This is a genomic window from Sinorhizobium sp. B11, assembly GCA_039725955.1.
Taxonomy (GTDB): domain Bacteria; phylum Pseudomonadota; class Alphaproteobacteria; order Rhizobiales; family Rhizobiaceae; genus Rhizobium.
This window is the reverse complement of record CP091033.1, coordinates 1,068,848-1,081,622: the sequence shown is the minus strand read 5'-3', so window position 1 is coordinate 1,081,622 and position 12,775 is coordinate 1,068,848. Positions and strand designations below refer to the sequence as shown.

The window sequence follows — 12,775 nt, the reverse complement described above, 5'->3', positions numbered from 1 at the left end:
AATGTACCCGCACTCAGGGATTGAAATCACCGCCGCCATTGCCCACCGTCTCATTGACCTCATTGGGGTGAGGCTTCCCATTCCGGTAGCACCCCTGTCCGGGGAGAGCATTGCGGACTTAATTTTACGCTCTGCGTCAATCAATAGACTGCCAACGACTAATCTCTTCTTCCCAAAGATCAAACGTCCGCTTTCTCACAATCTTTTGGCTAACTCTTCGTTCGATTTCGGCCCAGTGGCGGACATTCTCGGTTGCCCCAATGGATCGGTCGATCTCGTCCCAATGCAGTACACAAGACAACGCCCCGGCAACAAGGGAGGAAGAGGCTTGTTCAATTTCTTTGGCGCGATGTTGCCAACAAAACAGCTAATCAACCATCGTCGCGTCGCTCCTCGGTCGATGGCGATATCCAACCATTCAAAGGCAATATGGCATATAAGTGCGTTAACTTTTGATGCGCAGACCCGTGAGCGTCTCCTTGAAAATTGTCCCGTCTGTGAAAGGCTACTTGATTTTCGGCACCCAGTTGGAGTTTCTCGTTGTCCCCATTGCGGACCAGGAATTGATCTTCGTGATTTCCCGCAAAATTACATTGAGAGCAGTGATGAAGAGGCTCTCCGTTTTGTTTGCGGCCTGATCGATCCCGAGGCAAACCGCAGCGCCTTTACACTGCACGATGAACTTTGTCGGGTTAACAGAGGCGAGATATTTATGCTTTCTGTTATCATCGCGGCTGTGCTTGACGGGCATGCAAGAAAGACGGAACGGAAAAAATATTGGACTGGGGTTTCGGTGTCCCCATCCAGTCTAGCGTTATCCGGAAGGGCGTTGATGCGGTGGCCGCACGGCGTCGCAGCTCTAGGAGAACAATTTGTGGAAGGGCTTATTCCGGCAAGCAAGTCGTTGGATCGGCACCCTCTTGAAGCGATTTTGCGGCAGACTAAGATGTTCAACGTGAGCACGGTTGCCAGCATTAGGAGTGCACTTCTTCTCCCGCGTGTTCAGGTCGGGTTCCGCGACAGTGTGCCGGCTCGCGTTCCATCGCAGGTATCGCTATTAAACCTTCATAAGCACGCCAAGCGGTCTCCGTTAGTCGGCGAAATGAGCCGAGAGATTGGTGTTCCCCGTGGTGTCTTGTTCGAATGCTTTTTGTCGCACAGCCTTCCCTGTCCCGACCAGGAACTTAGTGCAGCCATTGGTGCCCCAAACGCAAAGCTGGCCATCTTCGAAGAGCGCCTCTATCCAAATAGGATACGAAGTTCGGCTTACCTATCAGTTAGGGGGACGGTCTCTGCGCTTTATCGCGGGCCCGCGAATCCGTGGCCACTTGTTTTCGACGCACTTCTAAAAAATCTGTTGCCCATTACACGCACGCCGTCGCGGACGTTGCTGGACGGGTTGTATGTTCAGGACTTTGCTCCTTGGATTAATTTTTGTAATGAGCTGCCGTCCGCTCCAAACGCCCCCGAATTCCGGATTGATTGGGAGGAAGTGGGATTCCATTTGGACCTGACCAAGAGTTCGGTAGTCGCTAAACTCGGATCGTTCTATCGGTCGGGCGACCTTGCCAGCCTGCGTCGACTTTACGGGTTTCGCAGTAAATTCGTCTCAATTCGTGAAGTTTATAACCGGCTACTTATTGTTGGTCGACCACGCGCTGAGGCAAAGCTGGCCAGAATGTTAGACAGCGCGGGAGTCCGGTGCAGCGCCCAGCAACCGAGTTATCGCCTCAGGGCGGACGTCGAGGACTTTCTCACGCGTTTCTGCTCCGAAACAGCGGTCTAATCGGAGCAAGAATCAAAATTCTAGGAAACGGTGAATCATTTTTTTCACACCCCCAATGAAATCAATGGACCGGTGAATCAATTTGATTTTTTCCTATACAGGCCGCCGCTTAAACCATCGTATATCTGACCTTTCGCCGCCCGCGGACTTAGCTTGCCCGGGTCTTAGCGAGCCCCAGAGGAGAAAGATACGATGTTCAAATCCATGACCATTGCCGCGCTGGCGCTGACCTTTGCTGCAGTCCCGGCTTTTGCGGCGCAGAAAGCCCATAACGCCAAGATCACCGTTGTGTTCGATCACGAATTGCCAAACGTCCCGGGCAAAAGCATGCGCGGCGTTCTCGTAGAATATGGGCCGGGCGGCTATAACCCTGCGCATACCCATGCAAAGAGCGCGTTCATCTACGCCACGGTCATCGAGGGGGAAATCAAGAGCAAGGTGAACGACGGCGCGGAAAAGGTCTTCAAGACTGGCGAGAACTGGATTGAAGTCCCTGGCGATCATCACCTGGTCAGCGCGAATGCCAGCAAGACGAAGCCTGCAAAAATCCTGGCAGTATTCGTCGTCGACACGAAGGAGACAGAGCTGACGACGCCTGACCCCTGATCGCGAAGCTGATTTCTGAGTGGGGAGGGGATGTCCCGGCATCACCTTTCCATAGTTTCGGACGTCTAGGGCCGATCGGGCCGCGTAGGGACGGAAGCCATCAACCGCGCAAATGCCGCCTGAGATCGAACACCCGTCTTGGACAGAAGCCTTGCTGTATGCGTTTTGACGGTGTTGGGAGACAGGGCAAGTATCCTGGCGGTCTCTGGAACCGAATAGCCACAACCGACGAGTACGGCCACCTTCGCCTCCGCGGCGGTTAGGCTGAAAATGCTCCGAAGCTGTTCAGCCTGCCCGGTGGCCCGGCTTTCCATATCGACGATCTGAAGAAGCACGCGGGCGCCGGAGTCCGTCGAATCCCAGGCCACGAAGGAACTTGGCGGTAAGGGAGTGACCTGCGCGAAGTAGGGCGGCAAACCCGATGGCCGGAGAATCTGGACCGCGCCCTGCAATTGCGCGGCCGTTCCGCCTGCGACTTCGAGGGCCTGCCGTATCGCGCGGATCAGAGCCTTGGAACTGCTTGAAATGCTTGGCAGCGTCGTGCGCTCATGTTTGTTGATCGAAAGTCCGTCGCCGTGTCTCAGAATGTCTTCAGCGGCGGAATTCAGCGCGACGATTTCGCCTTGGCTATCGAGCAGCACGGCTGCGTCTGGCAGGGCTTCGAGCAGCGGCTGCAGAAGATTGGCCTCTCGCCTGATGCTTCCGACGTTAAGGGAAAGCTCTATCGAGCGGGAGAGATGCGGCGTCAACTGCAGAAGCTTCCGGGCTGCCAGGCCACTTTCGGTGTCCTGGGCCTTGGAGAGAAAAAGCGCGACCCCACCGATGCCGCCGCGTTCATGCAGGCTGGCATGTGGGACGAAGAGCTGATTGTAGATATCCTGCGGGGTGCAGATGTCAGCATAATAAGCAGTGCGCCGGACGGCGGCATCGTCGATAAGCTCATTACCGATCGCCACCTGATCCGGATGGACTTTCTCGAAGGCCTTTGCATAGGGATTGCCGGCGTAATACTGCAGATAGAGATCGTTCAGATCTTCGCGCATCCGGCCTGGGATCAGAAAACTGCTTTTTCCGTCAGGAGCCTGATAGACAATATTTCCGGCTGTTGCTCCAACGTAATCGACAACCGCGCATAACGTGCTCGACCACAACTCTACGTCTACGGAGGCCCGATAGATCTTATCGACAATATCCGTATGCTCCATTTGACTGTCTTCCCATTCGTAAAGTCATATGAGCGGCCAACGCCGAATATTAGTCCAGGTTGATCTTTTAGAGAAGTGATAGATACTTGAACATCACCCTATTGGGTGACGATGAAAAACTCTTTGATTCATAGATAGATAGGCCGGATGGTATGTATTTGTTATCCGCTTCTTGTCGGGACATGTTGCGAATCTTCTCGACGCCGGCGCAGGATACCGCCATCTTATCGGCGGTCGTTTTGAGGCCGATTACACCGGATTACGATCGGCAGCTTTGGCGCGAATTTTGCACATCTTGCCCCACGTCGCAGCGATGCGGCCCCTAGGTTTCGCTGCATAATGTTGACCATTCAAAATTAAGTAAAAAACAAGTTTTCCCCACAAGAATTAGGCTCATCGATATTTGAGGGGACGTTATGGACGGGGAAAAGATCAAGCGGCCGATATGGATCCGCATCACGGCCTATGGGTTTGCGGCCGTTTTGTTTGCAAGCGCGGCTATCGGTGGTCTTGCCTGGTATCGTCAGAATACGATGAGCGATCAATCGCTTCAGAAGGAGCTTTCGTCCGATCTTCATGTGATTCAGGCGGACATGGACGCTCAGAAGCGAGCGGCCGCCGGGCTTGCCATCGCCCTGGCCGGTGAGCCTGAAACTGCTGATCTGATTGCCAGGAACGATCGGGCATCCATTCTTGCAAAATATACCGCCAGCCTGCCGGCGATCAAAGCGCAGGGCCTTCAGCTCATCACGTTCAGCAATTCCGATGGCTTGGCGGTCGCACGTATCCATACGCCGGATACTTTTGGCGACGACCTCAAGGGACGTCGCAAGATGATCGTCGCGGCCTTGACGCAGGGCAAGCTGAACGCCGGCATCGAACCCGGCCGGACCGCCGTCAGCATGTTTGCATCAGCACCTGTTATCAAGGATGGCAAGACCGTCGGCGTCGTCGATGTCGGCACCTCGCTCACGAACGACTATTTTGCGCCGCTGGCGCGGTCGGTTGATGCAGCCGTCGCAGTGCATATTCTTCAGGACGGCAAGTTCGTACCGCAGGCATCCACCTTTGGTGACAAGACAATTCTCACCCAGGAGCAGCTGCAGGCAGCCTTCAACGGTGACCGCATCCGTGTTCATGCCGTTCTCGGCGGCAAGGATTATGAAGTCACCGCTATTCCCTTTGAAGACTTCTCCGGTCGCAAGATTGGCGTCTTCGAAATCGGCTCCAATGTGACGGAGATCGTAGAAGCGTCGCAGCAGGCGCTCTGGACGGCGGCGATCGGCACGGTGATCGTCTCGCTGATTTCGCTTGTCGGCTTCCTCGTTTTCGCACGATCGATCGCTGCGGTCATCAAGAAGACAACCAACACCATGGCGCGTCTGGCGGCCGGAGATCTGAATGTCGAGGTTCAGGGTCAGGCCAGACCGGATGAAATCGGCGCCATGGCGCGCGCCGTTCAGGTCTTCAAGCAGAATGCGATCGAGCGGGTTCGCCTCGAACAAGAGGCAGAAGCCAATCGTGGCATGAGCGAGAGAGAGCAGATCGAACGCGAGAAGGAAAAGGCGAAAGACGCTGCCGATGTGCAGTTTGCCGTCGACAACCTCGCCGCGGGTCTTTCGAAACTCGCCGACGGCGATGTGTCCTACCGTATCGACCAGCCCTTCGTAACGAGGCTCGATGGCGTCCGCAGCGACTTCAACAATTCCGCTGACAAGCTGCAATCGGCGTTGAACCGGGTATCGCAGAATGCCCGCGGCATCGACTCTGGAGCAAACGAGATCAAATCGGCCGCTGACGATCTTGCCAAGCGCACAGAACAGCAGGCAGCGGCGCTGGAGGAAACGGCTGCAGCTCTCGAAGAAATCACCACGACCGTGAAGGATTCGAGCAAGCGAGCGAAGGAAGTCGGAGAGCTCGTCTCGCGTGCCAAGACCGGCGCGGAAAAATCCGGCGAAGTCGTCCGCAAGGCTGTTTCGGCCATGCAGCAGATTGAAAAATCCTCGGGCGAGATCTCCAACATCATCGGCGTCATTGACGACATTGCCTTCCAGACCAACCTTCTGGCTCTGAACGCCGGCGTCGAAGCGGCCCGCGCCGGCGAAGCCGGCAAGGGCTTTGCCGTCGTCGCCCAGGAAGTTCGCGAATTGGCCCAGCGTTCAGCAAACGCCGCCAAGGAAATCAAGGCGTTGATCAACACGTCAAGCGAACAGGTCAATTCCGGCGTCGGCCTCGTCGGCGAAACCGGCAAGGCGCTGGAAGCGATCGTCGCCGAGGTGCAGGAAATCAATCGTCATATCGCGGCGATCGTCGAAGCATCGCAGGAACAGTCCTCCGGTCTCGACCAGATCAACCTGGCGGTCAACCAGATGGACCAGGATACGCAGAAGAACGCGGCCATGGTCGAAGAGTCGACTGCCGCAAGCCATAATCTTGCGAAGGAAGTTGCGTCGCTCAACGAGCTTCTTGCCCAGTTCAAGCTGAGCGAAGCGGGTTATGCACTGCGTTCCGCTGCTCCCCGCGCCGCCGCACGAAACGATGCTCCGGCTCCGTCACCGGTTCGTGCCCTCGGCCGCAAGATCGCTTCTGCATTCTCGGGAAATGCCGCCCTCGATACAAAGGGCGACAACTGGGAAGAGTTCTGAAGCTCGAACCACCGCAAGATACGGTGCGGCGACCATCGCCGCACCACTTTTAGCGCCAGGCCTTCGTAGGCTCGATAGCCCAACCAGCCGCTAGCCGATCGACAGGCGCTTTTCAGTTTTGGCATCGAAGAGATGAAGTTTGCTGAGATCCGGCATCATCCTGACGGTCTCGCCGGCTTTCAGCGAAAGACGGTCACGTACGGTTGCGACCAGCGGATCCGATCCGAGCTTGGCGTTGATCTGGGTCTCGGCCCCCGTCGGTTCGATGACAGCCACCTCGGCGCTCACGCCATCCTGGCTGACGATCAGATGCTCGGGACGGATGCCATAGACAACCTCCGCACCTCGCGCGACCGCCGCAGCCTCTGGCAGCGGGAGGTGCGCTCCTCCGTCGGCGATGAATACAAGCGGCCCGGACGAGCTGATCTTGCCCTTGATAACATTCATGCCCGGAGAACCGATGAATCCGGCGACGAAGAGATTGGCCGGGCAGTCGTAGAGGTCGAGCGGTGAACCGATCTGCTCGACATAGCCATCGCGCATCACGACGATCCGGTCTGCCATGGTCATGGCTTCGATCTGATCGTGCGTTACATAGATGGTCGTCGTCTTCAGCCGCTGGTGCAGCTGCTTGATCTCCGAGCGCATCTGCACCCGGAGCTTGGCATCGAGATTGGAGAGAGGCTCGTCGAAAAGAAAGACCTGCGGCTGGCGCACGATCGCGCGGCCCATCGCGACACGCTGACGCTGGCCGCCGGAGAGATTTCTGGGGTAGCGATCGAGGAGATGTTCGAGGCCGAGGATCTGCGCCGCATCACGGACGCGCGCCTTGATCTGCTCTTTCGGTGCTTTCCCCAGTCGCAGCGAAAATCCCATATTCGCTTCGACCGTCATATGCGGATAAAGCGCGTAGGACTGAAAGACCATGGCAATGTCGCGCTCCTTCGGAGCGACATTGTTGACGACCTTGCTGCCGATCGAAACATTGCCGCCAGAAATCTCCTCAAGCCCTGCGATCATGCGCAGCAAGGTCGACTTGCCGCAGCCGGAGGGCCCGACGAGAATGACGAATTCTCCATCGCGGATGTCGATGTCGACCCCGTGCAACACCTCGAAGTGACCATAGTTCTTGCGGACATTCGCCACGTTTACGGACGCCATAATTGTCTCCGGCTGAAAATCTGATTTCGGATCTGCAATCGCCCGCTGAGCGCGACCTGTGACATGCCTGCTACCGAGGCGTTGTCGCGGTGGCATAGGGTGCGAGGGCCGCATCGATAGCGGCAAGGCAAAGATCGCGAGCCTTTGGCGCCAAACGCTTCTCGACCACATCGGGATAGAGACGGGCAAGATGCTGGCTGATCAGCGTTTCCGGGATCTCGTCGGGTAGCTGCGCGAGCAGTTTGTCGACGGCCGCGCTAGCGCGGCCGTCCGGCCAATAGTAACGGATGCGGTCGCTATAGCTGAAATGTCGCTGCAGCCGCTGCTCATCAGCCGTGCCGCCATAGTGACCGGCCCAATGTCCAGGCTCGGCGAGCATGATCTCTTCCATTGTCGTTACCAGCCCGCGGGCTTCCTTGCCGCCCGAGAGCGTGTTGGCGATCGCATCGAGGCCGTAGAGCGCCTCGCGCAATGAAAAGGTCAGGCCCGGGCCGACTTTAAGGATCGAAAACCCGCCGTCGACCAGAGAAGCCAGCAAGTCTGCCGGCTGGTAATCGGTGGAGTGGGCTTCGAAGAGCAGACCGTTCATTTCGTCGAGCGCTGAGATCAGCTCCTGTGCTCGCTCGGGCTTGTAGAGCGCGACATTGGCATTGCCGAATTCCACACCCGGCTGAACGACGATGGCGATCACCCGCTCCAGTGCGGAACCGACCCCAGCCTGGGTAAAAGCCTCGCGATGAACGCCAAGCGTCTTCACGGCAGCTTGCCGTCGCGTGACCTCGATCTCGTCCAGGGCATGTGTAGCGCCACCCGGCGGCGGCACTTCCGTGCCAATGATATAGACGGGCGGGCGACGGCCGCTGCGGCGGGCGGCATCTTCGGCGGCCCGCGCCAACCGTGCGGCTCTTGCTGCGGTCAATTCATCGGCAAGCGCCACAGGTTCGCCGGCGCAGCCCATTGATGTGTCGAGATGCAGCTTTTCGAAGCCGGCTTCCACATATGCTGTTACCATGGCTTCGGCGCGTGCCATGGCATCGTCAGCGCTGAGTTTCCGCCACGGGTTCGGGCCCAGATGGTCGCCGCCGAGAATGATCCGCGCGGCGGGAAAGCCGACGCTTGCCGCAATTCTTTCGATGAAGGCGCGGAAATCCGCCGGCGTCATACCGGTATAGCCGCCCTCCTGATTGACCTGATTACAGGTCGCCTCGATCAGGACGACGTCGCTCTGCCGGGCGGCACGTCGCAATGTTGCCTCGATGACCAGCGGATGGGCGGAGCAAACGGATGTGATGCCGCGGGGCAGGGGCAGCCCTCTGTCCCCGAAGAGTTTTGCCAGGGCAATCTGGCGATTTCGATCGACCGCGGCGCTCATGCGAGTGTGACAACTTTGGTGAGATGACGCGGTGAGACCGTATCGATGTGGCGTGCCTGAGCGGCACGTTCGCCGAGTATCTGCAGTGCCGGCAGAACGGCGAGGCCGGCAAGCGACAGGTCGACATCAACTGGAAGCTCCAGGTCGCCGGGGCCGCCGAAGCCGATAACGACGGCGCCTTTTTCGCGCAGCTCGCCAACCAGCTTGGCCTCGGCGTCTCTCTGGTCCGAACTGTAGAGCACGATAACTGCCGTCTTCTCATCGACGAGGCTGATTGGCCCATGGCGGTATTCGAGCGGATGGAAGGCCTGCGTCATGAGCTGACTCATCTCCATCAACTTCAATGCACCTTCAAGCGCGATGCCGAAAAGCGGTCCGCCGCCGAGAAACACGAAGTGTGAACGGTCCTCAATGATATCGGGTAGGGAGGTGTCGAGCGTGTTTGCAAGCTGCCGTGCCGATGCGACGATCGAAGCCGGCACGGTCTGACCGATCATCTGCAGGCTGAGCAAGACCATAAGGCTCGCCGACACTGTCATGACGATGCCTTCGTCCGGATGGGTTGGCGAGCAGATCAGCTGGTCACAATTCTTGGCAAGCGCGCTTTCGGGCTCGACCGTGACGGCAGTAACGAACGCGCCGGCAGCGCGGCTAACCTTGGCCGCAGCGACCGTTTCCGTCGTTTCGCCGGAGCGCGAGAGCGCAACCACATGCGTCTTCTGCCATTCCGGCCAGAAATAGGAGGGGCGGTTCAGCCACTCTGCACCAGGCACTGCAATCGCCCTGCGCTTGAGGCTGTTGGCATAGGCGGCCAGAGACAAAGCGAGATTGAAGGAGGTGCCGCAACCGACGAAGACGAGGAGATCGTCCGTCCTGCCGCTTGCCGTATTCGAGCCGATGGCTTTTTCCCAATAGGGGAACTGCTCGAAGATTACCTTTTCGGTCGTGTTCATGATGTCTCCGATTATTTGACCGAACCAGCCAGCAGGCCGCTGACGAGGTACCGGTTGAGGAAGATGACGACCAGGGCAGGGATGACGATGGCGATCGATCCGCTTGCCGTGATCAGCCCGTAGTCGATGAAATTCTTGGTGACGAATTCGGGAATGAGAACCGTCAGGGGTTTCGTCGACTGCGGCGAGAAGATGAGAGGAACGAGGTATTGGCCCCAGGCCCCCAGGAAAGTGAGGATAGCGGCGGCCGTCAGGCCGGGTCCGGCGAGCGGCAGCACTATGTTGAAGAAGATGAAGAGGCGGCCTGCGCCATCGAGCTGTGCAGCCTCTTCGAGTGCGATCGGAAGCTGCTCGAAGACGCTGCGCAGCAGCCAAAGGGAGAGCGGCAGATAGGCCGAGACGTAGATCAGCGAGACGCCGGTATAGGTGTCGACCAGATGCATCTTGATCATGATCTGATAGAGTGGGATCAGCACCGCATAGGCAGGGATGGCGAGCGTCGCAACGACGGCGCCGAATAGAAGGTGACGCCCCGGAAAACGCATCCTGGTGAAGGCATAGGCGCCGAGTGCAGAGATTGCGACGCAGAGAGCCGTGGCGGCAGCAGATGTGATTACGCTGTTGAGCAGCGCTGCACGGAATTGTTTCCACACCTCCACCCCGCCGATCCGGGAAATGTTGATGCCGAGCAGGCGCGAATAGTGGTCGAGCGTGAAATGCTGCGGGAAGAAATGGATCGGCCGCGTGGAGAAATCCTCCGTCGGCGTCACGGAACTTGCGAGCGTCCAATAGATTGGGCCGAGCGACCAGATCAGCAGCAAAGCAAGACCCGTCCATATCATCAGGCGATAGAGAATGGTTGGTTTCATCAGTCGAACCGTGTGTTGCGATAGACGCGGAGGACGTAGACCAGCGAAACCAGCAGCGACACCAGCGTGATGACGACAGACAGTGCCATTCCGTAGGAGAAGCGAAGGTTCTGGAAGGTCTCGAGATAGATCTGCACGAGGATCGGCCGTGTTTCGAGGCTCGATCCGGCAAGCACCCAGGCCTCGTCGAAGAGGTTGAAAGCGTTGACGGTCGCATTCGTCATGGCAACGGCGAGGGCGCTGCGCACGAGCGGAAGCGTGACCAGGCTGAACATCTGCACGCGGGTCGCGCCGTCGATACGGGCAGCCTCGTAGAGATGCGCCGGAATGCTCTGCATGGCGGCCAGCACAATGACGATCGTCAGCGGCATCATGCGCCAGACATGCACGACGGTCACGGCGATGATCGCGCTCGTCCGGTCATTGAACCAGACATGGTTTTCGAAGGGCAGGCCGAGTGCGACGAGAATGCCGTTCAACAGGCCGGCACCCGGCTGATAGATCCACAACCAGATAACGGAATTGACGACGCCGGGGAGCGCCCAGGGCAGGATGACGGCCGCCAGTACCCACTGACGCCCGACCTTCACCTGGTTGATGAGTGCTGCGGCAAGCACGCCGAAGACGGTTTCCGCAACGACGGCAAGGACGACGTAGATGAGCGTATTCGTCCACGTCGTTCCAAGCTGCCCGTCCGACAGCATGCGCGTGTAGTTTTCCAGCCCGACGAAAGGGGTTCCCGCCTGCATCGGATTGACCCGATGCAGCGAGTCCCAGACCGTCCGGCCCATCGGATAGAAGACCAGAGCTGCCATCGTCACAAGGATCGGCAGTACCAGCAGCAGGCCAAGCATCGTGTCGGCGTTGAAGCCGACACTCCGCTTGGCTGCGATACCTTCGACAGTAGCTGTCGTCATTGCGCCATGGCCTGCTTGGCGGCGTCCGCGATGGCCTGCATGGCCTGGTCAACCGTCATCTGATCCTTCGCCGCGCTGTTGATCGCCGTGTTGACCGCGCTTGAGAACTGCGGATACCACGGCGGCGTTCCCTGCTGGAAAAGCGGCTCGACGGTCTTCGATTGCGCAACGAGCGCGTCGCCGCTCGTCAGCTTGCCTTCCGTGTTGAGCTCGGAGAGGGCGGAAGTGCGCGTGGGCAGGAAACCGTTTGCCGCATTCTTCTTCTGGAACTCCCTGCTGGTGAACCATTTGACGAAGGCGACTGCCGCTTCCTTGTTCTGCGAGACGTTCGGAATGGCAAGCGCTTCCGGAAGGCCGAAACTACGGGTCTGGCCGCTTTCGGTCGGCACCAGGATGGCTTCCACCTGTCCGGCGACCTTGGACTGCTTCGGGTCGTTCATCTGACCCAGGCGACCGGGTTCGCCCGAGATCATGATGCTCGTCAGCCCCTGGGCGAACATGCTCTCGTTGATCTGGCTATCTTTGAGGCCTGTCGAGGCCGGATCGACCAGACCGTCCTTCAGCAGGCTCAGTTCGAAGGCGAGCGCCTTATGGCCGGCTGAATCGGGGGTGAGGAAAAGCGGCTTGAAGTCCTTGTCGAAGAGTTCGCCGCCAAAGGCCTTGGTCAGCAGGTACCAGCTGGTAGAGGCACCCTCCGTCGCCGAGAGCGGCAGGCCGATCGGATAGGCGGAGATGCCTTTTTCCTTGATCTTCTTTGCCGCAGCGACCAAAGCGTCGAGTGTTTTCGGCATTTCGGTAACGCCGGCGTCGGTGAAATGCTTCTTGTTGACGAGCATGACGCGGAAGTCGTTCGTGTAAGGCACGCCGAGCAACTGGCCGTCGACGGTGAAGATCTTGGCGACGCCGATGTCAGCGACCGTATCCTTGTCGATCACGTCGTTGAGCGGCATGTACCAGCCGGCGGCACTGAACTGTCCCGTCCACGACCAGTCGAATTCGGTAACATCGGCCGGCGCTGTACCCGCTACCAGCGCCGTTACCAGTTTCGGTCGGATGTCATCCCAGGAGAGTGTCTGGAGATCGACGTGAATGCCGGTCTCGGCTTCGAAATCGGCCGCAACCGTGGGGCCCTGCGGCGATGGCATGAGCACCGTGATCGATTGGCCGGCAAGCGGCTTGGCGTCGTCCGCCAAAGCAGGCAGGGCAATCGCAAGTGCGGCTGAGGCAAGCAAAGGCAATATGAATTTACGCATGTTCCCAT

10 protein-coding genes are annotated in these 12,775 nt (G+C 58.4%); 3 read left to right on the top strand and 7 right to left on the bottom strand.

Annotation, left to right across the window (positions count from 1 at the left end):
* Position 1 precedes the first annotated feature (1 nt).
* Positions 2-1,786, top strand: a complete 1,785-nt coding sequence (locus LVY75_04915; protein XAZ19501.1) for a hypothetical protein — start codon at positions 2-4, stop codon at positions 1,784-1,786.
* Positions 1,787-1,990: 204 nt separating this feature from the next.
* Entirely contained in the window at positions 1,991-2,392 is a 402-nt protein-coding gene (locus LVY75_04910; GenBank protein XAZ21287.1) for a cupin domain-containing protein, read from the top strand.
* 65 nt (positions 2,393-2,457) lie between these two features.
* On the opposite strand, the gene LVY75_04905 is transcribed toward LVY75_04910, so the two are convergent.
* Positions 2,458-3,435 (bottom strand): helix-turn-helix transcriptional regulator, encoded by a 978-nt coding sequence (locus LVY75_04905; GenBank protein XAZ21286.1) that lies wholly within the window; start codon positions 3,433-3,435, stop codon positions 2,458-2,460.
* A 578-nt stretch (positions 3,436-4,013) separates the two neighbouring features.
* On the opposite strand from LVY75_04905, the gene LVY75_04900 reads away from it, so the two are divergent.
* Complete coding sequence (locus LVY75_04900) at positions 4,014-6,242, top strand: methyl-accepting chemotaxis protein (protein ID XAZ21285.1); 2,229 nt, start codon at positions 4,014-4,016, stop codon at positions 6,240-6,242.
* 90 nt (positions 6,243-6,332) lie between these two features.
* Here the strand turns inward: LVY75_04900 and ugpC are convergent, their stop codons facing one another.
* The 6 genes from ugpC to LVY75_04870 form a co-directional block, all read right to left on the bottom strand.
* Positions 6,333-7,403 carry a sn-glycerol-3-phosphate ABC transporter ATP-binding protein UgpC gene (gene ugpC / locus LVY75_04895; GenBank protein ID XAZ21284.1) on the bottom strand — a complete coding sequence of 357 codons (1,071 nt, stop codon included), beginning with the start codon at positions 7,401-7,403 and terminating at the stop codon, positions 6,333-6,335.
* A gap of 70 nt (positions 7,404-7,473) precedes the next feature.
* Complete coding sequence (locus LVY75_04890) at positions 7,474-8,775, bottom strand: D-tagatose-bisphosphate aldolase, class II, non-catalytic subunit (GenBank protein ID XAZ21283.1); 1,302 nt, start codon at positions 8,773-8,775, stop codon at positions 7,474-7,476.
* Positions 8,772-9,728, bottom strand: a complete 957-nt coding sequence (locus LVY75_04885) for an SIS domain-containing protein (protein XAZ21282.1) — start codon at positions 9,726-9,728, stop codon at positions 8,772-8,774. The genes LVY75_04890 and LVY75_04885 overlap by 4 nt, the downstream gene beginning before the upstream one ends.
* Before the next feature lie 11 nt (positions 9,729-9,739).
* Entirely contained in the window at positions 9,740-10,597 is an 858-nt protein-coding gene (locus LVY75_04880; GenBank protein ID XAZ21281.1) for a carbohydrate ABC transporter permease, read from the bottom strand.
* Positions 10,597-11,514: a sugar ABC transporter permease gene (locus LVY75_04875; GenBank protein ID XAZ21280.1), complete on the bottom strand. Its 918-nt coding sequence runs from the start codon at positions 11,512-11,514 to the stop codon at positions 10,597-10,599. Before LVY75_04875 ends, LVY75_04880 begins: the two co-directional genes overlap by 1 nt.
* Positions 11,511-12,767 (bottom strand): sugar ABC transporter substrate-binding protein, encoded by a 1,257-nt coding sequence (locus LVY75_04870; GenBank protein XAZ21279.1) that lies wholly within the window; start codon positions 12,765-12,767, stop codon positions 11,511-11,513. Before LVY75_04870 ends, LVY75_04875 begins: the two co-directional genes overlap by 4 nt.
* Between the last annotated feature and the right edge of the window lie 8 nt (positions 12,768-12,775).

Coding starts and splice junctions, on each gene's coding strand:
- LVY75_04915 (XAZ19501.1), top strand. CDS start 2: ATGTACCCGCACTCAGGGATTGAAATCACCGCCGCCATTGCCCACCGT.
- LVY75_04910 (XAZ21287.1), top strand. CDS start 1,991: ATGACCATTGCCGCGCTGGCGCTGACCTTTGCTGCAGTCCCGGCTTTT.
- LVY75_04905 (XAZ21286.1), bottom strand. CDS start 3,435: ATGCGCGAAGATCTGAACGATCTCTATCTGCAGTATTACGCCGGCAAT.
- LVY75_04900 (XAZ21285.1), top strand. CDS start 4,014: ATGGACGGGGAAAAGATCAAGCGGCCGATATGGATCCGCATCACGGCC.
- ugpC (XAZ21284.1), bottom strand. CDS start 7,403: ATGGCGTCCGTAAACGTGGCGAATGTCCGCAAGAACTATGGTCACTTC.
- LVY75_04890 (XAZ21283.1), bottom strand. CDS start 8,775: ATGAGCGCCGCGGTCGATCGAAATCGCCAGATTGCCCTGGCAAAACTC.
- LVY75_04885 (XAZ21282.1), bottom strand. CDS start 9,728: ATGAACACGACCGAAAAGGTAATCTTCGAGCAGTTCCCCTATTGGGAA.
- LVY75_04880 (XAZ21281.1), bottom strand. CDS start 10,597: ATGAAACCAACCATTCTCTATCGCCTGATGATATGGACGGGTCTTGCT.
- LVY75_04875 (XAZ21280.1), bottom strand. CDS start 11,514: ATGACGACAGCTACTGTCGAAGGTATCGCAGCCAAGCGGAGTGTCGGC.
- LVY75_04870 (XAZ21279.1), bottom strand. CDS start 12,767: ATGCGTAAATTCATATTGCCTTTGCTTGCCTCAGCCGCACTTGCGATT.